Below are 25724 nucleotides of genomic sequence, written 5' to 3' on the forward strand. Positions count from 1 at the left end.
TGCAGGCGTGTTCCGGCCGGGCGCGCGCCCGTGACGGGGTGGCGCGAACCGTGAGGGTGCGCTCCCATGCGCATGTCAGCAATATGGCAGCCGCGTGAAACGGTTTGCCGAACATGCGTAGGGTGCAGAGAAGTCATCGGAAGGGGCATGCCTCCCGGCGGGCACCCGGAGAGCGGCACGACGAGCGAGGGAGGGAGCCGAGGCGATGGGCGACCACAAAGAGCAGCAGCCCGTGCGGGTGGGCGCGGCCGTCCGGCGGCGCCGCCGTGCCCTGGAGCTGACCCTCGCGGGTCTCGCCGAGCGCACCGGACTGTCGGTGCCCTTCCTCAGCCAGGTCGAGAACGACAAGGCCCGCCCCAGCCGCAGTTCCCTGGAGAAGCTGGCCGACGCCCTGCGCACCACGGCCGTCGAACTCCTCGCCGCCGCCGACCCCGCCGCCAGCGTGGACGTCGTCCGTGCCGAACCGGTCGCGGACGGCGACTTCGCGCCGCGCACGCGCTCCCTGGTGCGCGGCCACCACCAGCTGCACGCCTCCGAGTTCACCGGCGACCACGACGCCGGCCGCGAGTTCCAGCACCGCAACGACGAGCTGATGTACGTCGCCGACGGTGCCGTGGAGATCGAGGCCGAGGGCCGTGCCCACCGCCTCGGCCGCGGCGACACCCTGTACCTGACCGGTGGCGTGCGGCACCGCTGGCGGGCCACCGTCCCGGACACCAGGATCATCGTGGTCGCGGTCGCCGAGCACATCGAGGCGGTCAAGGACAGGTCGCGCTAGACGTTCCGCGCGGACAGGAGGCGTGACGCGTGGTGGACCCCGGGACCGTCGGCGGTGGCCGGCCGGGCGGCTCCCCGCGCCCTCCTGCGGCGCGGGTCGTCTCCCTGGTGCCGTCCCTGACCGAGGCGGTGGCCGAGACCCTGCCCGGAGCCCTCGTCGGCGTCACGGACTGGTGCAGCCGTCCGGCGGACCTGGCGGTCACCCGGATCGGCGGGACGAAGAACCCGGCGGTCGACCGGATCCTCGCCCTCGCCCCCGACCTGGTCGTCGCCAACGAGGAGGAGAACCGCGCCCCCGACCTGGACGCGCTGCGCGCGGCCGGCCTGACCGTGCTGGTCACCGAGGTGCGGACGGTGCCGCAGGCCTTCACGGAGCTGGACCGGGTGCTGACCGCGTGCGGTGCGCGGAGCCGCCCCCGCTGGCTGGACGAGGCGGAGGATGCCTGGGCCGCGCTGCCGGAGCCGTCCAGCCGCACCACGGCGGTCGTCCCGATCTGGCGGCGCCCCTGGATGGTCCTCGGCCGCGACACCTTCGCCGGGGACGTCCTGACCCGCCTCGGCGTCGACCACCGCTACGCCGGCCATCCCGAGCGCTACCCCCGTGTCCCCCTGGAGGAGCTGCGCGCCGCGGCCCCGGACCTGGTGGTCCTCCCCGACGAGCCCTACCGGTTCACCGCCGAGGACGGCCCGGAGGCCTTCCCCGGGCTGCCCTGCGCGCTGGTCAGCGGACGGTACCTGACCTGGTACGGCCCCTCACTGGCGCGGGCGCCGCGGGTGCTGGCCCGGGCCCTGCAGGCAGCGCGCCGCTGAGCAGTCCGCGCACGGTGCCGGAGGCGGCCGCGAGCCAGGCCGCCACCAGCACGGCGTACAGGCCGACGGCGAGGGCGCCGTACGCCGTGAGACCGGTGTGCCGGGCGAGGGCCGCGGCGCCGGTGACACAGGTGCCGACCGGGAAGGTGAACGCCCACCAGGTCATCGAGAACCCCATGCCGTGCCGCCGGGCCCGCACCACGTGGGCGGTCGCGAACGCCAGCCACAGCAGCGCGAACCCCATGACCGGCACCCCGTACAGCACGGCGAACACCTCCAGACCGCGCGCGTACGGGGCCGGTACGGCACCGGGAGCGGCCTCCGCGATCAGCGCGACCGCGGTGGTGGACTGCCCGAGCGGGCCGAGCACCAGGAACAGGGTCGGGGCGAGCGCGAGCGGCGGCGGGCCCGACGTGACCAGCCGGGCGAAGACCAGCGGCAGCATCAGCAGCGTGGCGAACAGGCTCAGGCCGAACAGCGCCAGGCAGGCCAGCAGCAGGGTCTCGCGGGGCTGCCCCGGCGGCAGGTGCGGAACGAGCAGCGGGCCGACGGCGGCCGACACCATGGGGGCGACCAGCGGCAGCAGCCAGATCGGACCGGCCTGGGACGGCTCGACGCGGTGCCGTACGGCCATCAGGTACGGGACGGCCACGGCGGCGGCCAGCCCGACCACCGTGCCCGCGGTGAACAGCACCGAGTCCAGGACCACGGCGGCCGCGCTGCCGAGCAGGGGCCGCCCGGCCGTCATGGCACCGCCGCCCACCGCCAGCAGGGCCATCGCCAGACAGCCGTAGAAGGGCGCCGCCGCCGGGTCCAGCAGATCGCCGCGGGCCCGGTCCCGGTGGCGGGCCCGGCGCAGCGCCCGGGCCGCCAGCAGGGTCACCAGCGCGAGAAGCGACAGCACCCAGAAACCCGCCAGGAGCGTGCGCAGGCTCTCCTGGTGCCCGGGCAGCGCGGCACCGGCCGAGCCGATGACGGCGGTGCCCATGACGGACGCGTACCAGTTGGGCCCGAGGTGCCCGAGGCGGGCCGGGCACGGGCCGGCGGAGGTGACGGGGGCGGGCGGGGCCGGGGCTATGGTGACCATGGCTCCACGCTCCCGCCGCCGTCCCGGCCTGACCAGGGAGTTCCTCCCTATGAGGGCATAAGCTGGTCTTATGAGCGAGTCGGAGGGGCAGCGGGAGCGCGGACAGTCGCTGGCACACCGGGTTCCCGATCTGGCCGGGCTGGAGCTGCTGCTGGCGGTGGCGCGGCTGGGCAGTCTCGGCGCGGCCGCGCGGGAGGTCGGCATCACCCAGCCGGCCGCGAGCAGCCGACTGCGCTCCATGGAACGGCAGCTGGGCGTCGCGCTGGTCGACCGCTCGCCGCGCGGCTCCCGGCTCACCGACGCGGGCGCCCTGGTGACGGACTGGGCCCGCCGGGTCGTGGAGGCGGCGGCCGCGTTCGACGCCGGCGCGCGGGCCCTGCGGGACCGGCGGGACTCGCGCCTCAGGGTCGCGGCCAGCATGACCATCGCCGAGTACCTGCTGCCCGGCTGGCTCCTCGCGCTGCACGCCGAGCGCCCCGACACGGCCGTCTCGCTGCTCGCGGGCAACTCGGCGAAGGTCGCCGAGCTGCTGCTGGCCGGCGAGGCGGACCTCGGCTTCGTGGAGGGGCTGACGGTGCCGACCGGCCTGGACTCCGTGGTCATCGCCCACGACCGGCTGATCGTCGTCACCGCCCCGGGTCACCCCTGGGCCCGCCGCCGGCGCCCGCTGACCCCCGAGGAACTCGCGGCGACCCCGCTGATCCTGCGCGAGCGCGGATCCGGCACCCGGCAGGTGCTGGACGCGGCGCTCGGCGGCCTCGCCCGCCCCCTGCTCGAACTCTCCTCCACCACGGCGGTCAAGGCCTCGGCGGTCACCGGCGCTGGCCCGTCGGTGCTGAGCGAACTGGCGGTGGGGGAGGAGCTCGCGATGCGGCGCCTGGTGAGCATCCCGGTGGAGGGCGTCTCCCTGCGCCGTGACCTGCGGGCGGTCTGGCCCACGGGCCACCGCCCGGCGGGCCCGGCCCGTGAACTGCTGTCTCTGACGCGCGGTTGAGACGTGCGGGTACCGGGCGGCGACCCCCGGGTGGGGGTGTGTCACCCGGCGGAAAACGCCTGGCCGGGCGTCGGTCCGCTCCGTCATCATGACCGGCATGACTCTCACCGCCCCGCCCGCCACCGGCGTCCGCGCCCTCTGGGAAGACCTGCCGCGTGCCGTGCGGGACGCGGTCGGCGGGGTGCTCGGGGCGCCGGTCGTCCGCGCCGTGACCCAGAGCGGCGGCTTCTCGCCGGGCGTGGCCGCGCGGGTGCGCACCGCGGCCGGCGGCACCGGCTTCGTCAAGGCGGTGAGCGCCGCCGCCAACCCGGACAGCCCCGCGCTGCACCGCAGGGAGGCGCGGATCGCCGACGCGCTCCCGGCCGGCGTGCCCGCGCCGCGGCTGCTCGGGTCCTACGACGACGGCACCTGGGTCGCCCTGGTCTTCGAGGAGGTGACGGGGCGCCAGCCGCACGTGCCCTGGCAGCCGGCGGAGCTGCGCCGGGTGCTGGACGCCGTCACCCTCCTCGCCCGCACCGCCGGCCGGGCGCCGCTCGTCGCCCCGCCCGTGGGCGAGGCCCTGGCCGACGACTTCACCGGCTGGCGCGCACTCGCCGACCGCCGGGACGATGACCTGCGGGGCGGACTCGGCGCATGGGCCGCGGCCCACCTGCCGGACCTCGCCGCGCTGGAGGCCCGGTGGGCCGAGGGCGCGGCCGGGGACACCCTGGCCCACGGCGACCTCCGCGCGGACAACGTCCTGCTGACGGCCGACGGCCGCGTCGTCCTCGTGGACTGGCCGCACGCCGTGCGGGCCGCCGCCTGGTTCGACCTGCTGGTGATGCTGCCGTGCGTGCGGGCCCAGGGCGGGCCCGACCCCGAGGAGGTGTTCACCGCGCACCCGCTCGGCCGCGCGGCGGACCGGGACGCGGTGACCGCCGCGCTGGCCGCCCTCACCGGTTACTTCCTGCGCGGTTCGCTGAAGCCCGCCCCGCCGGGACTGCCCACCCTGCGGCCCTTCCAGCGGGTCCAGGGCGAGGCCGCCCTGGCCTGGCTCAGGAGGCGGCTGTGACCAGGGCCCGCATCACCCGCAGGTCCTCGCCCATCTCCGGATGCCACTGGACGCCCAGCACCCAGCCCCGCTCCCGCGGCAGCTCGACCGCCTCCACGGTGCCGTCCGCCGCGTAGGCCGACGGCACGAGCCCCGCGCCGAGGGTCTCCACCGCCTGGTGGTGGTACGTCGGCACCGTCACCTCCTCCGGGACGATCCCCGCGTACAGGGTGCCCGGCACCGGCTTCACCGGGTGGCCGCCGAACACGCCGACCACCTCCGCGTGCCCGTCCAGGTGCTGCACGAGGGTCCCGCCGAGGGCCACGTTCAGCAGCTGCATGCCCCGGCAGACGCCGAGCAGCGGCACGCCCGCCGTCAGGGCCGCGTCGATCAGGGCCAGCTCCCAGGCGTCCCGCTCGTGCGCCGGCGGCCCCGTGCGGGGCGAGCGGTCGGCGCCGTAGCGGGCGGGATCGACGTCCGGGCCGCCCGCGATCACCAGCCCGTCCAGGCGGGCGACGGCGGCCGCCGCGTGCGCGGGAGCGTCCGGCGGCAGCATCGCCGCCAGTGCCCCGGCGCGCTGCACCAGCCGGGGATAGGCGGCCGGCAGCAGCGCCGCCGCCAGCTCCCAGACGCCCCAGCGCGCACCGGCCTCCAGGTAGGTGCTCACACCGATCAGCGGTCGTACGGTCATGCTGCCCTTCCCGAAAAGCTCAAAGGTGCCCACACACACCTTTGCAGAAGCGGGCTCAGGTCAGGAAGCCCCGCAGCAGGGCCGCCGTGCCCGCGCAGTGCTCGCGCATCATCTCCCGCGCGCCGTCCGCGTCCCCGTCCAGCACCGCCTCCACCAGCGCGGTGTGCTGGCGCTGGGAGTGCTCCAGGTTGCGCACCAGCAGCGGGATGCAGTCCAGCAGGTCGTTGACGGTGGCCCGGACGGCCGCGTACTGGGCGGTCAGGGACGGCGACCCGCACAGCTCGGCGAGCGTCAGGTGCAGCAGCGTGTCCTGCCGCCGGTAGTCGGCGAGCGGTGCCTCGTGCGTACGGTGCAGCGCCTCCCGGAGCCGGCCGGCCCGTGCGTCCGTCAGCCCGTGCGCCGCGCACAGCCCGGCCGCCCCCACCTCCAGCACCTCGCGGAAACGCAGCACGTCCTCGACGTCGACCCCGGCGACGCGCCGCCGCAGCTCGTCCTCGCCACCCGCGTCCGTGCGCGGCAGCACGAACGTTCCGCCGTACCGCCCGCGCCGCGCCTCCACCAGCCCCTGGTCCTGCAGCACCTTCAGCACCTCGCGCAGGGTCACCCGGCTGATCCCGAGCCGCTCCGCCAGCTCCCGCTCGGCGGGCAGCCGTTCGCCCCCGGGCACCAGGCCCAGCCGGACGACCTGGAGGATCTGCTCCAGCGCCTCCTCGAAGCCGTTGCCCGCCCGCACCGGCCGCAGCACCGGAGCGAGGCGGTCGCCGATCCCCCCGGTGCCCGCCCGCTGCCACTCCGTCTCCCGCGACACCCGCCGTACCCCCTTCCCAAGCAATGGTTCTGAGCAATACCTTATGGCTCCCGGCCCGGCCGAAGAGGCGCGAAGGCGCCGAAGGAGGCTCTCCCGTGGCAGACCGCACAGCCCCGCTCAGCGTCGAGGAACTGCACGCCCTCGTCGCGGGCGGTGAGATCGACACTGTCGTGCTGGCCTTCCCCGACATGCAAGGGCGTCTCCAGGGCAAGCGGTTCGCGGCCCGCTTCTTCCTGGACGAGGTCCTGCACCACGGCACCGAGGGCTGCAACTACCTCCTCGCCGTCGACACCGAGATGAACACCGTGGACGGCTACGCGATGTCCTCCTGGGACCGCGGCTACGGCGACTTCGCCATGCACCCCGACCCGTCCACCCTGCGCCGCATCCCCTGGCACCCCGGCACGGCGCTGCTCGTCGCCGACCTCGCCTGGAACGACGGCTCCCCGGTGGTCGCCGCCCCGCGCCAGATCCTGCGCCGCCAGCTCGACCGCCTCGCCGGTCTCGGCCTCACCGCCCAGGTCGGCACCGAGCTGGAGTTCATCGTCTTCAAGGACACCTACGAGCAGGCCTGGAACGCGAACTACCGCGGCCTGACCCCGGCCAACCAGTACAACATCGACTACTCCGTCCTCGGCACCGGCCGCATCGAGCCCCTGCTGCGCCGCCTGCGCAACGACATGGCCGGCGCCGGCCTCACCGTCGAGTCCGCCAAGGGCGAGTGCAACCCCGGCCAGCACGAGATCGCCTTCCGCTACGACGAGGCCCTCGTCACCTGCGACCAGCACGCCCTGTACAAGACCGGCGCCAAGGAGATCGCCGCCCAGGAGGGCGTCTCGATCACCTTCATGGCCAAGTACGACGAGCGGGAGGGCAACTCCTGCCACATCCACCTCTCCCTCGCCGACGCCGACGGCGCCAACGCCATGGCCGACGACGAGGGCGGCATGTCGGAGGTCATGCGGCACTTCCTCGCCGGTCAGCTCGCCGCACTGCGCGACTTCTCGCTCCTCTACGCGCCGAACATCAACTCCTACAAGCGCTTCCAGCCCGGCTCCTTCGCCCCGACCGCCGTCGCCTGGGGTCACGACAACCGCACCTGTGCCCTCCGGGTCGTCGGCCACGGCCGCTCCCTGCGCTTCGAGAACCGCCTCCCCGGCGGAGACGTCAACCCCTACCTCGCCGTCGCCGGACTCGTCGCGGCCGGCCTGCACGGCATCGAGCAGAAACTCGAACTCCCCGAGCCGTGCCCCGGCAACGCCTACACCGCCGACTTCGAGCACGTCCCGACCACCCTGCGGGAGGCCGCCGGACTCTGGGAGAACAGCCCTCTCGCGAAGGCAGCGTTCGGCGAGGAGGTAGTGGCCCACTACCGCAACATGGCGCGCGTCGAACTGGACGCCTTCGACGCCGCGGTCACCGACTGGGAGCTGCGCCGCTCCTTCGAACGCCTGTGATGCGCACGCCTGTGAAAGGTCACCACGTGTCCGATCCGCACGAGCTGACGGTCCTCAACCCCGCCACCGAGGAGACCGTCGCCACCGTCCCCGCGGCGAGCGCCGAGGACGTCGGCGCCGCCGTCGTACGCGCCGTACGCGCCCAGGCCCGGTGGGCCGCCCTCGCCCCCGCCGACCGGGCCCGGCTGCTCCGCCGGTTCGCCGACACCGTCGACGCGCACCTGGAGGAACTCGCCCAGCTGGAGGTCCGCGAGGCCGGCCACACCGTCGGCAACGCCCGCTGGGAGGCCGGCAACGCCCGCGACCTGCTCCTGTACGCGGCCGGCGGCGCCGAACGCCTGCTCGGCGCGCAGATCCCGGCCCCCGGCGGCTTCAACGTCACCTTCCACGAACCCCTGGGCGTCGTCGGCGTCATCGCGCCCTGGAACTTCCCGATGCCGATCGCCGCCTGGGGCTGCTTCCCGGCACTGGCGGCGGGCAACGCGGTCGTCCTCAAGCCCGCCGAGACCACCCCGCTCACCGCGCTCCGCCTCGCCGAACTCGCCCTGGACGCGGGCCTGCCCGAGCACGTGTTCCAGGTGCTGCCCGGCCACGGCCACATCGCCGGACGCGCCCTGGTGGACCACCCCGACGTCGCCAAGATCGTGTTCACGGGCTCCACGACCACCGGCCGCGAGGTCATGGAGCGCTGCGCCCGCCTGGTCAAGCCGGTCACCCTGGAACTCGGCGGCAAGAGCCCCAACGTGGTCTTCGCCGACGCCGACCTGGAAGCCGCCCTCGACCCCTTCTCCTTCCTGGACAACTCCGGCCAGGACTGCTGCGCCCGCACCCGCGTCCTGGTGCAGGAGACGGTGTTCGAGGAGGCCCGCGAGTTCCTCGCCGACGCGCTGGCCGCCGTCGTCGTGGGCGACCCGGCCGACGGCAAGACGCAGATGGGCCCGCTGATCTCCCGGCAGCAGCTGGACCGCGTCCGCTCCTACGTCCCCGAGGACGCCCCGGCCCTGCGCGGCACCGCCCCCGAAGGCCCCGGATTCTGGTTCCCGCCGACCGTCCTCACCGGGGAACGGCCGGACGGCCGGGCCGCCCGCGAGGAGATCTTCGGCCCCGTCGCCGTCCTCCTGCCGTTCTCCGACGAGGCCGACGCCGTCCGCCTCGCCAACGACACCCCCTACGGCCTCTCCGGCTCCGTCTGGACCCGCGACCTGGGCCGCGCCCTGCGCGTCTCGCGGGCCGTCCGCGCAGGCAACCTGTCCGTCAACTCCCACTCCAGCGTCCGCTACTGGACCCCGTTCGGCGGCTTCAAGCAGTCCGGCCTCGGCCGGGAACTCGGCCCCGACGCCCTGACCGCCTTCACCGAGACCAAGAACGTCTTCATCAGCACGGAGGGCCCCGCACAGTGACCGACACCACCGTCTGCCGCCGCCTGGTCGGCCGTACCGCCGTCGTCACCGGAGCCGGCAGCGGCATCGGCCTCGCCGCCGCCCGCCGGCTCGCGTCCGAGGGCGCCCACGTGGTCTGTGCCGACGTGGACGAGACCCGGGGCAAGGCCGCGGCCGACGAGATCGGCGGCCTCTTCGTGAAGGCCGACGTCACCGACCCCGAGCAGGTCGAGGCACTCTTCAGGGCCGCCCACGACACCTACGGCAGCGTCGACATCGCCTTCAACAACGCCGGCATCTCCCCGCCCGACGACGACTCCATCCTGGAGACCGGACTGGACGCCTGGAAGCGCGTCCAGGAGGTCAACCTCACCTCCGTCTACCTGTGCTGCAAGGCCGCCATCCCCTACATGCGCCGCCAGGGCAAGGGCTCCATCATCAACACCGCGTCCTTCGTGGCCAGGATGGGTGCGGCCACCTCGCAGATCTCGTACACCGCCTCCAAGGGCGGCGTGCTGGCCATGTCCCGCGAACTGGGCGTGCAGTTCGCCCGCGAGGGCATCCGGGTGAACGCCCTGTGCCCCGGCCCGGTCAACACCCCCCTGCTCCAGGAGCTGTTCGCCAAGGATCCGGAACGGGCCGCCCGCCGCCTCGTCCACATCCCCGTCGGCCGGTTCGCCGAGGCCGAGGAGATCGCCGCCGCCGTCGCCTTCCTCGCCAGCGACGACTCCTCCTTCGTCAACGCCACCGACTTCCTGGTGGACGGCGGGATCTCCGGCGCGTACGTCACCCCGCTGTAGGGGCCGAACGGTACGGTCCACGCGTATGCGACACCTTCTCGCGTGGACCCTGGCCGCGGCCGCCGTCCTGGCGGCCGCGCCCGCCGCGGACCCGGCCGCCCGGCAGTGCCCCCGCCTGACCACCCGCTGGTACGGCGACAACCGCGCCCGCCTCCAACAGGTCGTCGACGCGTACGGCAGCTGCTCCGGCCGTTCCGGTGCCGTCGCGGTCTTCGACTGGGACAACACCGTCACCAAGAACGACGTCACCGACGCCACCCTGTCCTGGGCGCTCCGGCACGACAGACTGCCGCGCCCCGCCCGCTGGAAGGACACCAGCGCCTGGCTGACGGACACGGCCGACCACGCCCTCACCGAGGCCTGCGGCACGGGCACCACCGCACCCCTGCGGACGTCCACGCGCCCCCGCTGCACGGACGAGATCGTGGAGATCCGCGAGAACGGCACCACCACGAGCGGCGCCCCCGCCTTCGCCGGCCGCTGGAACCACCGGCGCACCGTCCCGCAGTACGCCTGGGTCCCACAGCTCTTCGCCGGCCGCACCCCCGCCGAGCTCGCCTCCTACGCACGCGCCGCCCGCCGCGAGGCCCTCGCCGCCCCGCTCGGCGCCACCCGCACCCTCGGCACCCACACGGTCCCCGCCGCCGTCCGCTACTACGACCAGCAGCGCGACCTGATCCGCACCCTCCAGCGGGCCGGCTTCCGGGTCTACGTCGTCTCGGCCGGCGCCGAGCCCGTCACCGAGGTGTGGTCACGGGCCGTCGGCGTCGACGCCGCCCACACCATCGCCATCCGCTCGGTCCTCGACCGGCGCGGCCGGATCACCGTGCGCAACGAGGGCTGCGGCGGCGTTCCTGTCACTCAGGGCGCGGTGATCCCGTACATCGACGGCAAGCGCTGCTGGATCGCCCAGGAGATCTACGGCGTCCGGGGCGCCCGGGCCTGGCGACGGCAGCCCGCGCGGCTCCGGCCCGCCCTCGCCGCCGGCGACGCCGACACCGACGTCACCTTCGTCGGCGACGCCACCGGCGCCCACCTCGTGATCAACCGGAACAAGCCCGAGCTGATGTGCCGGGCGTACGACGACGCGGACCGCCGCTGGCTGGTCAACCCCATGTTCCTCGCGCCGCTGCCGCGCCGGACCGCGCCCTACCCCTGCTCGACCACCGCCCGCACCGCGCCCGACGGCAGCCGCGGGCCCCTGCGCCGTCCGGACGGCACGGTGGTACCGGACCAGCCGGACGGCGTGCACTGACCGCAGGTCAGAGGAACGTCCGCCCCTCGCCCCGGTAGGTCGGCACGGTCGCCGTGACCTCGTCGCCCGCGATCAGGTGCAGGACCTCGAACCGCTCGCACAGCTCGCCCGCCTTGGCGTGCCGGAACCACACCTTGTCCCCGATGAGCAGGTCGTCGGCGGGCGAGCCGAGCAGCGGGGTCTGCACCTCGCCGGGACCCTCCTGCGGGTCGTAGGCCAGCCCCTCCGGCAGGTACGGCACCGGCAGCCGGTCCGGTCCGGCGGCGCCGGAGGCCGGGTAGCCGCCACCGAGCACGGTGACGACGCCCACCCCGGGCCGCCGGACGACCGGCTGCGCGAAGAGGGCGGCCGGACGGCCCGTGAACGAGGTGTAGTTGTCGAAGAGCCGTGGCACGTACAGCCCCGAACCGGCCGCGATCTCCGTCACCGCGTCCTCGGCGGCGGTCTGCTGCACGCTGCCGGTGCCACCGCCGTTGACGAACTCCAGGTCCGGGACGACGGACCGCACCGCACGCACCACGGCCGCCCGCCGGTCGGCCAGCTCCCGCCGGGCCGCGGCCTGCATCAGCCGGATCGCCCGTGAGCGCAGCGGCCGGCCGGCCACCGCGTCGCCGACCCCGGCGATGTGGCCCTCGTACGCCATGATCCCCACCAGCCGGAAACCCGGCCGCCGGGCCACCGAGCGTGCCAGCTCGGCGAGTTGCGCGGGGGAGCGCAGCGGCGAGCGCCGGGCCCCGACCCGCATCCGGCCGCCGAACAGCTGCAACGAGGTGTCCAACTCCAGGCAGACGCGCACCGCTTCGCGGCCGCCGTCGCGCGCCGCCTCGATGAGGTCGAGCTGCGCCGGATCGTCCACCATCACGGTGACGGCAGCGGCGAGCTTCGGATCGGCGGCCAGTTCCCCGAACCCGGCGCGGTCGGCCGACGGGTAGGCCAGCAGGACGTCGTCGAACCCGGACCGCGCGAGCCACAGCGACTCGGCCAGGGTGAACGACATGATGCCCTGGAAGCCGTCCCTGGCCAGGACCCGCTCCAGCAGGGCGCGGCAGCGGACCGACTTGCTGGCGACCCGCACGGGCTTGCCGGCGGCGCGGCGCACGAGGTCGTCCGCGTTGGCGTCGAAGGCGTCCAGATCGACGATCGCGAGGGGGGCGTCGAGATGGGCGGTGGCCCGGTCGTAACGGGCCCGGTCGGCGGCGAGCGCAGTCATGACGGAAGCCTGCCAGACAGGCCTACCGCAGGGTAGGGGGATGTTCCGGGCAGATGCCCCGGGGGCCGCCCACGGGTTCTCTGCCGGTGCCCGACAACCCGTAGAGTGACGCGCACGAACGGCGGAACGCACCCGGCGCACATCTGAACCGGGATGCCGGTCCGGCCGTACGGGTATGCGTGCCCGGAGGGATCTTCCGCACCGGGCGCGGCCGAGCGGCAGGACGGCCCGCGTACGAGAGCGGCCCGGGCACGAGGGAACGGGGGGTGCATGAGCACGGAAGCGCGCCACGCCCCGATTCCGCCGCGCCCCTCCACTCCACCCGGCACCGCCCGCGAGCCGTCGCCCCAGGGCACGCCGGCACCGGCACGCGACACCCGCCCACCCCACGTCACCCCGCCCCGCCCGTCCCACCCGCCCACACCTCCCGACCCCGAGGACGAACCCTCCGTCTTCACCCCCAGAGACCCCGGCGCCCCCGCCCGGCCCCGGGTCCACGACTCCCGGCTGCCCGCCGGGGGGCCGCGTGACGGCCGTCCGTCGGCAGGTGGCGCTCTCCGTGACGGGCTGCCTGCCGGGCCCGCTCGCGACGGTCGGCTGCCCGCCGGGGGCTCCGCGCGTGCCGGCGGCCCGCCGGCCGGTGGTACCGCTCGTGGCGGCCTGCCGTCGGCGGGTGGTCGCGGTGTGGGGCTGTCCGCCGGGGGCCCCGCTCGGGACGAGCGGGTGTCCGGGGGCGGGGCTGTCTCCGGGGGCGGGCGCGGGGAGAGCCTGGGGCGCAGCCGTGCCGTGGACCCTTCGGCTCCCGCCGTGCCCGAGATCGCCGACCTCGTGAGTCCGCCTCCGCCACCCGCGTCCGCCCGCTTCCCCGACGCGCCGCCGAGTACGCGCCGCGCGGCCGCGGCCGGTCCGGCCCACCGGCCCGGCAGGCCGCCGGCGCCGGGGGAGACCGCGCCGGAGACGACGACCCGGCTCCGTCCCGCGGGGGAGCCCCGCCGCCAGGCGGCTCCGCGGGAGACTCCCGCCGAGACGACGACCCGGCTCCGTCCGATCCGCTCGGCTCCGCCCTCCGCCCCGGCGCCCGCCGCAGAGCGCCGCACCGGCAGTGAGAGCGGCACACCGGCGGTGGCCGGGGGCACCGCTCCCCGGCGCCCCGAGCCGGCCCCCAAAAGGCCCACCTGGAGCCCCGCCCCGCCGCCGGCCGCGCCCACCGCGCCGGACCCGGCCCTCTCCTGGAGCGCCGGGTCCGCCGCCCGGCCGTACGTGTCGTTCGCGGAGCCCGAGGCGTTCGCCGAGCGCCGGCGTCCGCGGATACGGCCGCGCACCGCCGCTGCCGCCGCCTGCCTCGTGCTCGGCCTCGGACTCATCGGCGGTGCCGTGACCGGCAGTTGGCTCACCGGGGGCGGCACGGAGGACACCACGGGCAACGCGTACACCACCGCCGGCACGCTGTGGCACAGCGTGCCCGTCGACCAGCTCTTCCCCCGCACCGTCGAGGGCACCGGCGCCGGACCCGGCGGCGCCGACCGCACCTGGACCCGTATCGCCGTGGCCCCGGACAGCGGCTGCGCCCAGGCCTTCGACCCGCTGCTGCGGAAGGCCCTCGCCCCCGTCGGCTGCCGGCGGCTCCTGCGTGCCACCTACACCGACGCCACGCAGAGCTACGTCACCACGGTCGGCCTGCTGTTCACCAAGGCCGACCCCGCCGCCATGTCCGCGCTCGCCCGGCGCTTCGGCGACGAGCGCCTGGACCGGCGCGACGACCTGATCCCCCGGCCCTACGCGGCCAAGGGCACGGTCGCCGCCCACTTCGGCGACGCGCAGCGCGCCTCCTGGACCGTCTCCGTCGTCACCGACGCACCCGTCGTCGCCTTCGCCGTCTCCGGCTGGGCCGACGGCCGTACGGTCGACTCACCGCAGCCCGCCGCGGAAGCGGCCCGCTCCGGCGCCACCACGGCACCGGCCCAGGCGGGCCTCGGCAACGAGGCCCAGGGCCTGGCCGACCGCATCGAACGGCGCCTGCGCCGGACCATCGGCACGGCCACGGAGAAACCCTCATGAGGCGATCGATACCCGGCCACCGCCGTACCGGAGCCGCGGTGAGCGCGCTGCTCGCCGGCTCCCTCGTCCTGCTGCCGTCCACCGCCGCCCACGCCGACGGCATCCGCGCCCAGCAATGGGCCCTGTCCGCGCTCCACCTGACGGAGGCCTGGCAGACCACCAAGGGCCGGGGCGTCACCGTCGCCGTCCTGGACACCGGCGTCGAGGCCGACCACCCCGACCTCGCCGGAAACGTGCTGCCCACCAAGGACATGATCGGCTTCGGCGCCGGTCCGGGCGACCGCGACTGGGCCCGGCACGGCACCGCCATGGCCGGCATCATCGCCGGACACGGCCACGGACCCGGCGACACCGACGGCGTGATGGGCGTCGCGCCGGAGGCGAAGATCCTGCCGGTCCGGGTGATCCTGGAGGACGGCGACTCCGCCCGCACGAAGGCCCGCACCACCCGTGGCAACGCCCTCGCCGAGGGCATCCGCTGGGCCGCCGACCACGGTGCCGACGTCATCAACCTCTCCCTCGGCGACGACTCCGACTCCGCCCACCCGGAACCCGGCGAGGACGAGGCCGTGCAGTACGCCCTGAAGAAGGGCGTGGTCGTCGTGGCCTCCGCGGGCAACGGCGGCGCCAAGGGCGACCACGTCTCCTACCCGGCCGCCTATCCCGGCGTCATCGCCGCCACCGCCGTCGACCGCTACGGCACCCGCGCCTCCTTCTCCACCCGCCGCTGGTACGCCGCGGTCAGCGCGCCGGGCGTCGGCGTCGTCATCGCCGACCCCGACCACAAGTACTACGAGGGCTGGGGCACGAGCGCGGCCTCGGCGTTCGTCTCCGGCGTGGCGGCCCTGGTCAGGTCCGCCCACCCCGGCCTGAAGCCGGCCCAGGTCAAGAAACTCCTGGAGGACAGCGCCCGGGACGCCCCCGTGGGCGGCCGCGACGACTCCCGCGGCTTCGGCATGATCGACCCCGCGGCGGCCCTCCGGTCGGCCGCCCGCCTCAAGCCGCGGGGCCTTCGTGCGGCGGCCTACGACGGCGAGTACTTCGGCCCCGGCCCGGACACCCCCAGCACCACCGGCAGCACCGCCGACTGGGCGGCCCCGCTCGCCGGCGGCGTCGGTGGAGTGCTCCTGGTGGCGGGCGTGATCCTCTGGCGGGGACGCAGGACCGCCCCGTAGGGCGGCGGACCGATCCGCGGACCCGGGCACCTACCGCACCGGCTCCCACGGGGCCCCTGCGGCACCCGGACAGCCGGACCCCTACGGCACCGACGCGAACGACCCCACCGCGGCCTCGGCCGCGGCCTCCACCAGCGCGATCCCCTTCGCCTGCGTCACCGTCCCCCGGGACAGCACCGCCACCAGGTACTCGGCCGAGTCCACCGTCACCCGCCCGATGCTGTTCACGTCCCACAGCCCGGTCGAACTCCGCGGCAGCCACCCGTTCTTCAGCGCCCAGGAACCGCCCTCCGCGGCGGCTGAGACCCCCCACCGCTGATCGGCCTCCACCCCCTGCATCAGCCCCCGCACATACGTCCGCGACGCGGCACTCAGCCGCGACTCCTCCCCGAACACCTGCTGGAGCAGCACCAGTTGGTCGGCGGCCGTCGTCTGCGTCAGCCCCCACAGATCCCCGGAACCCCCCGAGGTGCCCGTCAGCCCGAACCGCTCGTTCGCCGCGTCCAGCCCCTCCGCGCCGCCGATCGAGTGCCACAGCTCGGTCGCGGACGCGTTGTCGCTGTTCTCGATCATCTTCGTGGCGCACGCCCGCTCGGCCGCCGTCAGCCGCCTGCCCGCGTCCTGCGCCTGGAGCAGCAGCGCGGCCAGGATGTCGACCTTGACGATGCTCGCCGAGTCGAAGGCGGCGTCCCCGTGCACGGCGCTCTCACCGGAGCCCAGCTCCAGGACCGCCACCGACACCGCCGCACCCGACGGCACGGGCACCTTCGCCATCGCCCTGTCCAGCAGCGCCTTCCGGTCCACCGCCACGGGCCTGGTCACGGGCTCCACCGATGCCTCCTCGCCCGCCCCGGCCGAGGGGGAGGCCGAGGGCTTCGCCGGCGACGATACGGCCGCGGACACCGGGTGCGCCCGCGTCTGTACGTACACCGAGCCGCCGGCCGTGAATCCGGTCACGGCGACGACGGCCAGCGCGCCGACGAGAAGGGGGCGGCGCCGGGACGGGCGCGCACGGCGGCCGCGGCGGGCTCCGGGGGACTCCATGCCGGCGATGCTCGGCGCCCGGACTGTGCGCCCCGTTGGACGGACCTGAGACCCGGATCAGGGAACCCTGAGATTCCTGTGAGGACGGGGCGACGGGAGGCCGGCCCGGCCCCGTACGGGCCCGGCGCCCACCCCCCTATAGGGTCGGTGACCGTGGCGAACAAGAACATCCCCGACCCCGGCTTCTCCGACGACGACGGCTCCGCCGACCCGCGGCTGAGCGCGGCGCTCGCCGCCTGGGCCGAGGACCGCGGCGCGTCCGGCCCCGTCCTGGAGGCGCTCAAGGGCGCCCGGCTGCTGGTCCCCGTCGTCGCCGTGCTCGGCGAGGTCGAGGAGGACGAGAACGGGCTGCGCCGCGAGAAGACCAGCGACATGGCCGTACCCACGCTGAAGGCCGGCCACCGCACCGCTCTGCCCGCCTTCACCTCCACCGACTCCCTCGCCCGCTGGGACCCCGCGGCCCGCCCGGTCGCCGTACCCCTGCATCAGGCCCTGGAGGCCGCCGCGCACGAGAAGGCGGACACCGTCGTCCTGGACCTCGCCGGGCCCGTGCCGTTCGAGCTGACCGGGCCCGCGCTGCTCGCCCTCGCCGAGGGGCGCACCAGCACCGACCCGCTCGCGGACCCGGCCGTCGTCGAGGCCGTCCGTACGGCCGTGGCGGCGGAGCCCGCCGTGCTCCGCGCCCACCTCGGGCCCGGGCGGGCCGACGGCACCCTCGCGCTCGTCCTCGACCCGGCCGCCGCGCCCGCCGAGGCCGCCCGGGCGGTCGCCGAGCGGCTCGCGGCCGACGAAACACTGAGGGCCCGCCTGGTGCGCGGCCTCGACCTGGCACTGCTGCCGGCCGGGACGACGCCTCCGGGCGAGCCCCTGTACGTGAAGGAGTAGATCAGCCGTAGACGGGCCCGGTGTACTTCTCACCGGGACCCTGGCCCGGCTCGTCCGGGACGATCGACGCCTCGCGGAACGCCAGCTGCAGCGACTTCAGACCGTCGCGCAGCGGTGCCGCGTGGAAGGAGCTGACCTCGGTCGCGCCCGCGTCCAGCAGGCCCGCGAGTGCGGTGATCAGCTTGCGGGCCTCGTCGAGGTCCTTGTACTTCTCGCCCTCCTCGCTGAGCCCGAGCTTCACGGCGGCGGCGCTCATCAGGTTGACGGCGACCGTCACGATCACCTCGACGGCGGGGACCTCGGCGATGTCCCGGGTCATCGCGTCGAAATCGGGGGACTCGGCAGGGGTGTCACTCATGCCCCACACGATAGGTGGTCCGGCCCGGCCTCCCTCAATTAGCCCTTGTCAAGCGATCCTGCTAACCTGATGGACGACCGGCCGGACGTGCCATGAGCGCAATCAGGGCATCCGGCCCACAAGTGGAGGCTCCGATCTCCCACCTGACCGTCCTCCGGGACGGCGGGTACCCGGTCAGGCGGCCGCCATCGTTCCGTACGGACGATGGAGTCGCCCGAAAGCGCGCCCCGCGACATCGCGGCGGTGCTCCGGTAGTCATTGGAGCCCGCCTGTGATCGTCCGGGGCATTTTTGTGCCCCGGTGCGGTTGGGTCACAGGAACAAGATGTTACGCGGCTGTCCGCCAGACCGTCGCGTGGTGCTATCGAGGAGGATCCATCAGCGCCGAGCCCCGCATCAACGACCGGATTCGCGTTCCCGAGGTGCGACTTGTCGGTCCCAGTGGCGAGCAGGTGGGCATCGTCCCGCTCGCTAAGGCACTGGAGCTTGCGCAGGAGTACGACCTGGACCTGGTCGAGGTCGCGGCGAACGCCCGTCCGCCCGTGTGCAAGCTCATGGACTACGGGAAGTTCAAGTACGAGTCGGCCATGAAGGCCCGTGAGGCGCGCAAGAACCAGGCGCACACGGTCATCAAGGAGATGAAGCTCCGGCCGAAGATCGACCCGCACGACTATGACACCAAGAAGGGTCACGTCGTACGGTTCCTCAAGCAGGGCGACAAGGTCAAGATCACGATCATGTTCCGTGGTCGCGAGCAGTCCCGGCCCGAGCTGGGCTACCGACTGCTGCAGCGTCTCGCGGAGGACGTCCAGGACCTCGGCTTCGTGGAGTCGAACCCGAAGCAGGACGGCCGAAACATGATCATGGTTCTCGGTCCGCACAAGAAGAAGACCGAGGCGATGGCCGAGGCCCGTCAGGCGCAGGAGGCCCGCAAGGCCGAGGCGAAGGCGAACCCCGGTAAGTCGCAGAACCCTGCCGAGGCCGAGGCGCCGTCCGAGGAGCCTGCCGAGGCGTGATCCCGGGGGACCCGTGTCCCCGAGGATGTAACCGATACAAGAGCGACGCTCCACCGTGCCCGGTTTCACGACCGGGCATCGGAGCGCCACCGACGAGGAGAGAACGGCGCTATGCCGAAGAACAAGTCGCACAGCGGTGCCAGCAAGCGCTTCAAGGTCACCGGCTCCGGCAAGGTGCTCCGCGAGCGCGCCGGCAAGCGCCACCTGCTCGAGCACAAGTCGTCCCGCGTCACGCGTCGCCTCACCGGCAACGCCGAGATGGCCCCGGGCGACGCCGCGAAGATCAAGAAGCTTCTCGGCAAGTGACGCACCGGCGCTCACCGTTCGCCGAGCGCCGTACGTCAGGACCGGGACCCAGTCGTTTCCGGGTCGTGTGAGTACCCCCCACGACCCCGCTACAAGGAGTTAACAAGTGGCACGCGTCAAGCGGGCAGTCAACGCCCACAAGAAGCGCCGGGCGATCCTCGAGCAGGCCTCCGGCTACCGCGGTCAGCGTTCGCGCCTGTACCGCAAGGCCAAGGAGCAGGTCACCCACTCGCTGGTCTACAACTACAACGACCGCAAGAAGCGCAAGGGCGACTTCCGTCAGCTGTGGATCCAGCGCATCAACGCCGCTGCCCGCGCCAACGGCATCACCTACAACCGCTTCATCCAGGGTCTGAAGGCCGCGAACGTCGAGGTCGACCGCAAGATCCTGGCCGAGCTGGCCGTGAACGACGCGAGCGCCTTCGCCGCGCTCGTCGAGGTCGCGCAGAAGGCGCTGCCGTCGGACGTCAACGCGCCGAAGGCCGCGTGACGCTGCGCCGGCTCTAGCCGACGCTCACTGGACCCGCAGGCCGTCATGGCTTGCGGGTCCTGTTGTTTCGTTCCGGCTGCCGTCGTTCGGCCGCGGGCTCATCGTGGTTGCTCGCGCAGTTCCCCGCGCCCCTTCCGGGGCGCCATGACTTTTCGAAGGTATGAGGATGCCGCCCGTCTCCCCTGAGCTGATCTCGTCCCGGTCCGCCCGTGTCCTGGCCGCGCGCCGGCTCGCCAAGCGGAACTTCCGGGGCAAGGACCGGCTGTTCCTCGCGGAGGGGCCGCAGGCCGTGCGGGAGGCCGCGGGACACCGGGGCCCGGACGGGACCGCGACGCTCGTCGAGCTCTTCGCCACGGTCGAGGCCGCCGAGCGGTACGCCGACATCGTCGGCCCGGCGCGCGGTGCCGGCGCCCGGGTGCACCTCGCCGCCGACGAGGTCATCGCCGAGATCTCCACCACCGTCACCCCGCAGGGCCTCGTCGGGGTCTGCCGGTTCCTGGACACCCCGTTCGAGGACGTCCTCGCCGCCCGGCCGCGGCTCGTCGCCGTCCTCGCCCACGTACGCGACCCGGGGAACGCCGGCACCGTGCTCCGCTGCGCCGACGCCGCCGGCGCCGAGGCCGTGATCCTCACCGACGCCTCCGTCGACCTCTACAACCCGAAGGCGGTACGGGCCTCCGTCGGCTCGCACTTCCACCTGCCCGTCGCCGTCGGCGTGCCCGTCGAGCGGGCCGTAGCCGGACTGCAGGACGCCGGTGTGCGCATCCTGGCCGCCGACGGCGCGGGGGACCACGACCTCGACGAGGAACTGGACAAGGGCTGCATGGGCGGGCCGACCGCCTGGGTGTTCGGGAACGAGGCCTGGGGGCTCCCGGAGGAGACCCGCGCCCTCGCCGACGCCGTCGTACGCGTCCCCATCCACGGGAAGGCCGAGAGTCTGAACCTGGCCACGGCCGCCGCCGTATGTCTCTACGCGTCGGCCCGTGCACAGCGCGCCTCCGGAGGGTGCCGCTCCGTCACCCAGAGCTAGTAGGGTGACCCACTCGGGGCCCTGCGCCGTCTGAGAGGTGGGGTACGGGGATGAGTGTGGCCGGCACGAACGCTGCGCCGGAGGGACGGGACGCGCCGGGCACTCCCGCGCCCCGGCACGCCGAGGCCGGCCTCGGCATGGACCCCGACCAGCTGCCCGACGGCCTGGTCGTCGCCGACGAGCGGGGCCGCGTGGTCCGTTTCAACGCCGCCGCCGCCCGCATCACCTCCGTGCCCGCGGCCGACGTCCTCGGGCTGCCCCTGGAGAAGGCGCTGCCCCTGGAGGACCTGGAGGGCCGGCGCTGGTGGCAGCTCACCGACCCCTACGGCGGGCTCGCGATCCGGGTCCGGCAGCCGGAGCGCAACCTGCTGCTGCCCGGCGGCCGCGAGGTGCTGGTCTCCGCCCGGTACGTGCGCGACGCACCCCTCGCACCCGTGCGGTGCGTGGTCGTCTCCCTGCGCGACACCGAGGCCCGCCGCCGCACCGAACGCAGCCACGCCGAACTCATCGCCACCGTCGCCCACGAGCTGCGCTCCCCGCTGACCTCCGTGAAGGGCTTCACGGCCACCCTGCTCGCCAAGTGGGAACGGTTCACCGACGACCAGAAGCGGCTGATGCTGGAGACCGTCGACGCCGACGCCGACCGGGTCACCCGGCTCATCGCCGAGCTGCTGGACATCTCCCGGATCGACTCCGGGCGGCTGGAGGTCCGCCGCCAGCCCGTCGACATCGGCGCCGCCGTGTCCCGGCACATCCAGGCCTACGTCGCCGCGGGCCAGCGGGCCGACCGCTTCCTGCTGCGGCTCGAACAGCCGCTGCCCGCCCTGTGGGCCGACCCCGACAAGGTCGACCAGGTGCTCAGCAACCTCATCGAAAATGCGGTGCGGCACGGCGAGGGAACCGTCACCATTGACGTCACGCCCTCGGCGTCCCCCCGCGAGGGCGAGGAGACCGGCACGTCGGTCACGGTGAGCGACGAAGGGCCCGGCATCCCGGAGGAATCCATGAACCGCGTCTTCACCCGCTTCTGGCGGGGCAGCAAGCGCGGCGGAACCGGTCTCGGGCTGTACATCGTCAAGGGCATCGTGGAGGCCCACGGCGGCACCATCACGGTCGGCCGTGCGCCCGGCGGCGGCGCCGAGTTCCGATTTACGTTGCCCGTGGCGACTCCGGCGTATCTCGCCTGACGGCCCACGGGCCCTTCGTGCACCTCCACCCCGTTAGACTCGGCCTTTGGCACCTTTGTGTCCTGCGCACGGCCCGCACGAGTCGGTGACGGGGACCATCCGCCTGGGGGCACCTCCCAGCGTCAGCTGGGGGACAAACGGAAGTACGGGAAGAGATGTCGGCACCCAATAAGTCGTACGACCCTGTCGAGGTCGAGGCGTTGAAACCGGAAGAGATCGAGCGCATGCGGGACGAGGCGCTCGCCGCCTTCGCCGCCGCGGACTCCCTCGACGCGCTCCACGAGGCCAAGGTCGCCCACACCGGCCCCGCCTCTCCGCTGGCGCTCGCCAACCGCGAGATCGGCGCCCTGCCCCCGCACGCCAAGGCCGAGGCCGGCAAGCGCGTCGGCATGGCCCGCGGCGCCGTGAACAAGGCCCTCGCCGGCCGTCAGACCGAGCTGGAGGCGGAGCGGGACGCCCGCGTACTGGTGGAGGAGGACGTCGACGTCACGCTGCCCTACGACCGCGTGCCGGCCGGTGCCCGCCACCCGCTGACCACGCTCTCGGACCGCATCGAGGACATCTTCGTGGCCATGGGCTACGAGGTCGCCGAGGGTCCGCAGGTCGAGGCGGAGTGGTTCAACTTCGACGCCCTCAACATCGGCCCGGACCACCCGGCCCGCGGCGAGGCCGACACCTTCTTCGTCCAGGGCCCGGACGGCGGCACCGAGTCCGGTGTGGTGCTGCGCACCCACACCTCGCCGGTGCAGATCCGCTCCCTGCTCGACCGCGAGCTGCCGGTCTACGTGATCTGCCCGGGCCGCGTCTACCGCACCGACGAGCTGGACGCGACCCACACGCCCGTCTTCCACCAGGTCGAGCTGCTCGCCGTGGACGAGGGCCTGACCATGGCCGACCTCAAGGGCACCCTCGACCACATGGTCCAGTCCCTGTTCGGCGAGGGCATGAAGACCCGGCTGCGGCCCAACTTCTTCCCCTTCACCGAGCCGAGCGCCGAGATGGACATGCTCTGCTACGTGTGCAAGGGCGAGTCCGTCGGCAACCCCGACCGGCCCTGCCGCACCTGCTCGTCCGAGGGCTGGATCGAGCTCGGCGGCTGCGGCATGGTCAACCCGCGGGTGCTGGCCGCCTGCGGTGTCGACCCGGAGAAGTACAGCGGATTCGCCTTCGGGTTCGGCATCGAACGGATGCTGATGTTCCGCCACAACGTCGAAGACATGCGAGACATGGTCGAGGGTGACCTCCGGTTCACCCGGCCCTTCGGGATGGAGATCTGATGCGGGTCCCGCTTTCCTGGCTGCGGGAGTACGTCGACCTGCCGGCCACCGAGACCGGACGTGACGTCCAGGCCAAGCTCGTCTCGGCCGGTCTGGAGGTCGAGACGGTCGAACAGCTCGGCGCCGACCTCAAGGGGCCGCTCGTCGTCGGCCAGGTGCTGACCATCGAGGAGCTGGAGGGCTTCAAGAAGCCGATCCGCTTCTGCACCGTCGACGTCGGTCAGGCCAACGGCACCGGCGAGCCCCAGGAGATCGTCTGCGGCGCCCGCAACTTCGCGGTCGGCGACAAGGTCGTCGTGGTCCTCCCCGGCGCCACGCTCCCCGGCGGGTTCTCCATCGCCGCCCGCAAGACCTACGGCAAGACGTCCCACGGCATGATCTGCTCCACCGACGAGCTGGGCATGGGCGACGACGGCACCCACGGCATCATCGTGCTGCCGCCGGAGACCGAGGTCGGCAAGGACGCCATCGAGCTGCTGGAGCTGGTCGACGAGGTCCTGGACATCGCCGTCACCGCCAACCGCGGCGACTGCCTGTCCATTCGCGGCGTCGCCCGCGAGACCGCCATCGGCTACGGCCTGCCGCTGCGCGACCCCGCCCTGATCGACGTACCGGCCCCGAACGCCTTCGGCTACCCGGTGAAGGTCTCCGACCCCGCGGGCTGCGACCGCTTCACCGCCCGTACGGTCACCGGCCTGAGCCCCGAGGCACGCTCCCCGATCTGGCTCCAGCGCCGGCTGCAGAAGGTCGGCATGCGGCCGATCTCGCTCGCCGTCGACGTCACGAACTACGTGATGATGGAGCTGGGCCAGCCGCTGCACGCCTACGACCGGCGGCTCGTCCAGGGCACCATCGGCGTGCGCCGGGCCGAGGAGGGCGAGAAGCTCGTCACCCTCGACGGCGTCGAGCGCAAGCTGCACTCCGACGACCTCGTCATCACCGACGACCGCGGCCCCATCGGCCTCGCCGGTGTCATGGGCGGCGCCAACACGGAGATCGCCGACCACGACGACCTCCAGAACGCCACCACGGACGTGGTCATCGAGGCGGCCCACTTCAACGCCGTCTCGGTCGCCCGCACCGGACGCCGGCACAAGCTGCTGACCGAGGCGTCCCGGCGCTTCGAGCGCGGCGTCGACCCGCAGGCCGCGGCCGCCGCCGCGCAGCGCACGGTCGACCTGCTGGTGCTCCTCGCGGGCGGCACGGCCGAGGCCGGCGTCACCGAGATCGTCGCGCCCTCCGCGCCGCACACCATCACGATCCCCGCCGACCACCCGGACCAGGTCGCGGGCGTCGACTACGGCCGCGAGACGGTCGTGCGCCGGCTCCAGCAGGTCGGCTGCGACGTCATCGGGCAGGACGAGCTGGTCGTCACCGTCCCGTCCTGGCGGCCCGACCTCGCCGACGCGAACGACCTGGCCGAAGAGGTCATCCGCCTGGAGGGCTACGAGAACCTGCCCTCCACGCTGCCCAAGCTCCCCTCGGGGCGCGGGCTGACCCACCGACAGCGGCTGCACCGCCGGGTCGGCCGCGCGCTGGCCGGCGCGGGCTACGTCGAGGCGCCGAACTACCCGTTCATCGGCGAGCAGGTCTTCGACCAGCTCGGACTCGAGCCGGACGACCCGGCCCGCCGCGTGGTGAAGCTGGTCAACCCGCTCAACGACGAGGAGCCCGCGCTCCGCACGACGCTGCTGCCGGGCCTGCTCGGCGCGCTGCGCCGCAACGACGGCCGGGGCTCGCACGACCTGGCCCTGTTCGAGACGGGGCTGGTCTTCCACCCGCGCGAGGAGCCGGGGACCGCCCCGCACCTGTCCGTCGACCGGCGTCCCACCGACGAGGAGATCGCCGCGCTGAACGCCGTGCTGCCCGAGCAGCCCCGGCACGTGGCCGTCGTCCTCGCGGGCGCCCGCGAGCAGGCCGGCTGGTGGGGCAAGGGCCGTCCGGCCGACTGGGCCGACGCGGTGGAGGCCGGACGCGCCGTCGCCCGGGAGTCCGGTGCCGAACTGGTCGTCCGCAAGGGCCAGTACGGCCCGTGGCACCCCGGCCGCTGCGCCGAGCTGGTGGTCGTCGCCGACGGCACCGAGCAGATCGTCGGCCATGCCGGAGAGCTGCACCCGCGTGTGCTGAAGGCGCTCGGCCTGCCCGAGCGCACCAGCGCGATGGAGCTGAACCTGGACGCGCTGGAGTCGGCGGGCGACGGCGTTCCGCAGGCGCCGCGGATCTCCACGTTCCCGGTCGCCACGCAGGATGTCGCGCTCGTCGTCGACCGGCCCGTGCCGGCGGCGGAGGTCGAGGCCGCGCTGCGGGAGGGTGCGGGTGAACTCCTGGAGTCCATCAGGCTGTTCGACGTGTACGAGAACGCCGAGCAGCTGGGCGACGGGAAGAAGTCGCTGGCGTACGCGCTGCGGTTCCGCGCGAGTGACCGGACGCTGACCGTCGACGAGGCGTCGGCCGCGCGGGACGCCGCCGTCGTCCTCGCGGGCGAGCGCACCGGGGCGGTGCTCCGGGGCTAGTCGCCTTTCCGGGCTCAGCGGCCGGCCGGTCACGACGACGTCGTGGCCGGCCGGCCGCATAAATGCAGGCCGGCCGGTGTTGCCTCAC

At 74.1% G+C, this 25724-nt stretch carries 24 protein-coding genes; 18 read left to right on the forward strand and 6 right to left on the reverse strand.

Annotated features, from left to right (window positions below):
* Positions 1–205: 205 nt before the first annotated feature.
* Together BLW57_RS31075 and BLW57_RS31080 are read left to right on the forward strand one after the other, a co-directional pair.
* Entirely contained in the window at positions 206–778 is a 573-nt protein-coding gene (locus BLW57_RS31075) for a helix-turn-helix domain-containing protein (protein ID WP_073899647.1), read from the forward strand.
* Positions 779–810: 32 nt separating this feature from the next.
* Entirely contained in the window at positions 811–1587 is a 777-nt protein-coding gene (locus BLW57_RS31080) for a helical backbone metal receptor (RefSeq protein ID WP_093480972.1), read from the forward strand.
* On the opposite strand, the gene BLW57_RS31085 is transcribed toward BLW57_RS31080, so the two are convergent.
* Positions 1499–2674 (reverse strand): TDT family transporter, encoded by a 1176-nt coding sequence (locus BLW57_RS31085; protein WP_093479074.1) that lies wholly within the window; start codon positions 2672–2674, stop codon positions 1499–1501. The genes BLW57_RS31080 and BLW57_RS31085 overlap by 89 nt on opposite strands.
* A 70-nt stretch (positions 2675–2744) precedes the next feature.
* Between BLW57_RS31085 and BLW57_RS31090 the strand changes: the two genes are divergently transcribed.
* Both BLW57_RS31090 and BLW57_RS31095 read left to right on the forward strand, forming a co-directional pair.
* Positions 2745–3668, forward strand: a complete 924-nt coding sequence (locus BLW57_RS31090) for a LysR family transcriptional regulator (protein WP_093479076.1) — start codon at positions 2745–2747, stop codon at positions 3666–3668.
* A 97-nt stretch (positions 3669–3765) separates the two neighbouring features.
* Positions 3766–4719, forward strand: a complete 954-nt coding sequence (locus BLW57_RS31095) for an aminoglycoside phosphotransferase family protein (RefSeq protein ID WP_093480973.1) — start codon at positions 3766–3768, stop codon at positions 4717–4719.
* Here BLW57_RS31095 and BLW57_RS31100 read toward each other — a convergent pair.
* A complete protein-coding gene (locus BLW57_RS31100) occupies positions 4703–5389 on the reverse strand; it encodes a gamma-glutamyl-gamma-aminobutyrate hydrolase family protein (RefSeq protein ID WP_093479077.1) in 687 nt (228 codons plus the stop codon). The genes BLW57_RS31095 and BLW57_RS31100 overlap by 17 nt on opposite strands.
* A 55-nt stretch (positions 5390–5444) precedes the next feature.
* Complete coding sequence (locus tag BLW57_RS31105; protein WP_093480974.1) at positions 5445–6155, reverse strand: FadR/GntR family transcriptional regulator; 711 nt, start codon at positions 6153–6155, stop codon at positions 5445–5447.
* 137 nt (positions 6156–6292) lie between these two features.
* Between BLW57_RS31105 and BLW57_RS31110 the strand changes: the two genes are divergently transcribed.
* The 4 genes from BLW57_RS31110 to BLW57_RS31125 are packed head-to-tail and all read left to right on the forward strand — an operon-like array spanning position 6293 to position 11088.
* Positions 6293–7654 carry a glutamine synthetase family protein gene (locus BLW57_RS31110; RefSeq protein WP_093479079.1) on the forward strand — a complete coding sequence of 454 codons (1362 nt, stop codon included), beginning with the start codon at positions 6293–6295 and terminating at the stop codon, positions 7652–7654.
* A 26-nt stretch (positions 7655–7680) separates the two neighbouring features.
* The gene (locus BLW57_RS31115) at positions 7681–9054 is read left to right on the forward strand and encodes an aldehyde dehydrogenase family protein (RefSeq protein ID WP_093479080.1); all 1374 of its coding nucleotides are present in this window, start codon (positions 7681–7683) and stop codon (positions 9052–9054) included.
* Positions 9051–9833: a 3-oxoacyl-ACP reductase gene (locus tag BLW57_RS31120; protein ID WP_093479081.1), complete on the forward strand. Its 783-nt coding sequence runs from the start codon at positions 9051–9053 to the stop codon at positions 9831–9833. Before BLW57_RS31115 ends, BLW57_RS31120 begins: the two co-directional genes overlap by 4 nt.
* A gap of 25 nt (positions 9834–9858) precedes the next feature.
* Positions 9859–11088: an HAD family hydrolase gene (locus tag BLW57_RS31125; RefSeq protein ID WP_093479083.1), complete on the forward strand. Its 1230-nt coding sequence runs from the start codon at positions 9859–9861 to the stop codon at positions 11086–11088.
* Positions 11089–11095: 7 nt separating this feature from the next.
* Here BLW57_RS31125 and BLW57_RS31130 read toward each other — a convergent pair whose 3' ends face one another.
* Positions 11096–12298: an amino acid deaminase/aldolase gene (locus BLW57_RS31130; RefSeq protein WP_093479084.1), complete on the reverse strand. Its 1203-nt coding sequence runs from the start codon at positions 12296–12298 to the stop codon at positions 11096–11098.
* A gap of 807 nt (positions 12299–13105) precedes the next feature.
* Between BLW57_RS31130 and BLW57_RS42590 the strand changes: the two genes are divergently transcribed.
* On the forward strand, positions 13106–14356 hold the full coding sequence (locus BLW57_RS42590) for a hypothetical protein (protein WP_256339624.1): 1251 nt from the start codon (positions 13106–13108) through the stop codon (positions 14354–14356).
* A complete protein-coding gene (gene mycP, locus BLW57_RS31140) occupies positions 14353–15531 on the forward strand; it encodes a type VII secretion-associated serine protease mycosin (RefSeq protein ID WP_093479086.1) in 1179 nt (392 codons plus the stop codon). The genes BLW57_RS42590 and mycP overlap by 4 nt, the downstream gene beginning before the upstream one ends.
* Before the next feature lie 81 nt (positions 15532–15612).
* Here mycP and BLW57_RS31145 read toward each other — a convergent pair whose 3' ends face one another.
* Positions 15613–16575 carry a serine hydrolase gene (locus BLW57_RS31145; protein ID WP_093479087.1) on the reverse strand — a complete coding sequence of 321 codons (963 nt, stop codon included), beginning with the start codon at positions 16573–16575 and terminating at the stop codon, positions 15613–15615.
* A gap of 153 nt (positions 16576–16728) precedes the next feature.
* Between BLW57_RS31145 and BLW57_RS31150 the strand changes: the two genes are divergently transcribed.
* Positions 16729–17460 (forward strand): SseB family protein, encoded by a 732-nt coding sequence (locus tag BLW57_RS31150; RefSeq protein ID WP_093480976.1) that lies wholly within the window; start codon positions 16729–16731, stop codon positions 17458–17460.
* Position 17461: 1 nt separating this feature from the next.
* Here the strand turns inward: BLW57_RS31150 and BLW57_RS31155 are convergent, their stop codons facing one another.
* The gene (locus tag BLW57_RS31155) at positions 17462–17818 is read right to left on the reverse strand and encodes a DUF1844 domain-containing protein (protein WP_093479089.1); all 357 of its coding nucleotides are present in this window, start codon (positions 17816–17818) and stop codon (positions 17462–17464) included.
* Between the two features lie 376 nt (positions 17819–18194).
* On the opposite strand from BLW57_RS31155, the gene infC reads away from it, so the two are divergent.
* The 7 genes from infC to pheT all read left to right on the forward strand — a co-directional run bounded on the left by infC (position 18195) and on the right by pheT (position 25636).
* Positions 18195–18833, forward strand: coding sequence for a translation initiation factor IF-3 (gene infC, locus BLW57_RS31165; protein WP_078637498.1), 639 nt, complete (start codon positions 18195–18197; stop codon positions 18831–18833).
* Positions 18834–18944: 111 nt separating this feature from the next.
* Complete coding sequence (gene rpmI / locus BLW57_RS31170; RefSeq protein ID WP_004933563.1) at positions 18945–19139, forward strand: 50S ribosomal protein L35; 195 nt, start codon at positions 18945–18947, stop codon at positions 19137–19139.
* Between the two features lie 106 nt (positions 19140–19245).
* Positions 19246–19629: a 50S ribosomal protein L20 gene (gene rplT / locus BLW57_RS31175; RefSeq protein WP_014671645.1), complete on the forward strand. Its 384-nt coding sequence runs from the start codon at positions 19246–19248 to the stop codon at positions 19627–19629.
* 166 nt (positions 19630–19795) lie between these two features.
* Entirely contained in the window at positions 19796–20659 is an 864-nt protein-coding gene (locus BLW57_RS31180; protein WP_093479090.1) for a TrmH family RNA methyltransferase, read from the forward strand.
* Between the two features lie 50 nt (positions 20660–20709).
* Complete coding sequence (locus tag BLW57_RS31185) at positions 20710–21846, forward strand: sensor histidine kinase (protein WP_093479092.1); 1137 nt, start codon at positions 20710–20712, stop codon at positions 21844–21846.
* Between the two features lie 155 nt (positions 21847–22001).
* Positions 22002–23123 carry a phenylalanine--tRNA ligase subunit alpha gene (gene pheS, locus BLW57_RS31190; RefSeq protein ID WP_093479093.1) on the forward strand — a complete coding sequence of 374 codons (1122 nt, stop codon included), beginning with the start codon at positions 22002–22004 and terminating at the stop codon, positions 23121–23123.
* Positions 23123–25636 (forward strand): phenylalanine--tRNA ligase subunit beta, encoded by a 2514-nt coding sequence (gene pheT / locus BLW57_RS31195; RefSeq protein ID WP_093479094.1) that lies wholly within the window; start codon positions 23123–23125, stop codon positions 25634–25636. The genes pheS and pheT overlap by 1 nt, the downstream gene beginning before the upstream one ends.
* Positions 25637–25724: the final 88 nt, after the last annotated feature.

The organism is Streptomyces sp. 1222.5, assembly GCF_900105245.1.
Taxonomy (GTDB): domain Bacteria; phylum Actinomycetota; class Actinomycetes; order Streptomycetales; family Streptomycetaceae; genus Streptomyces; species Streptomyces albidocamelliae.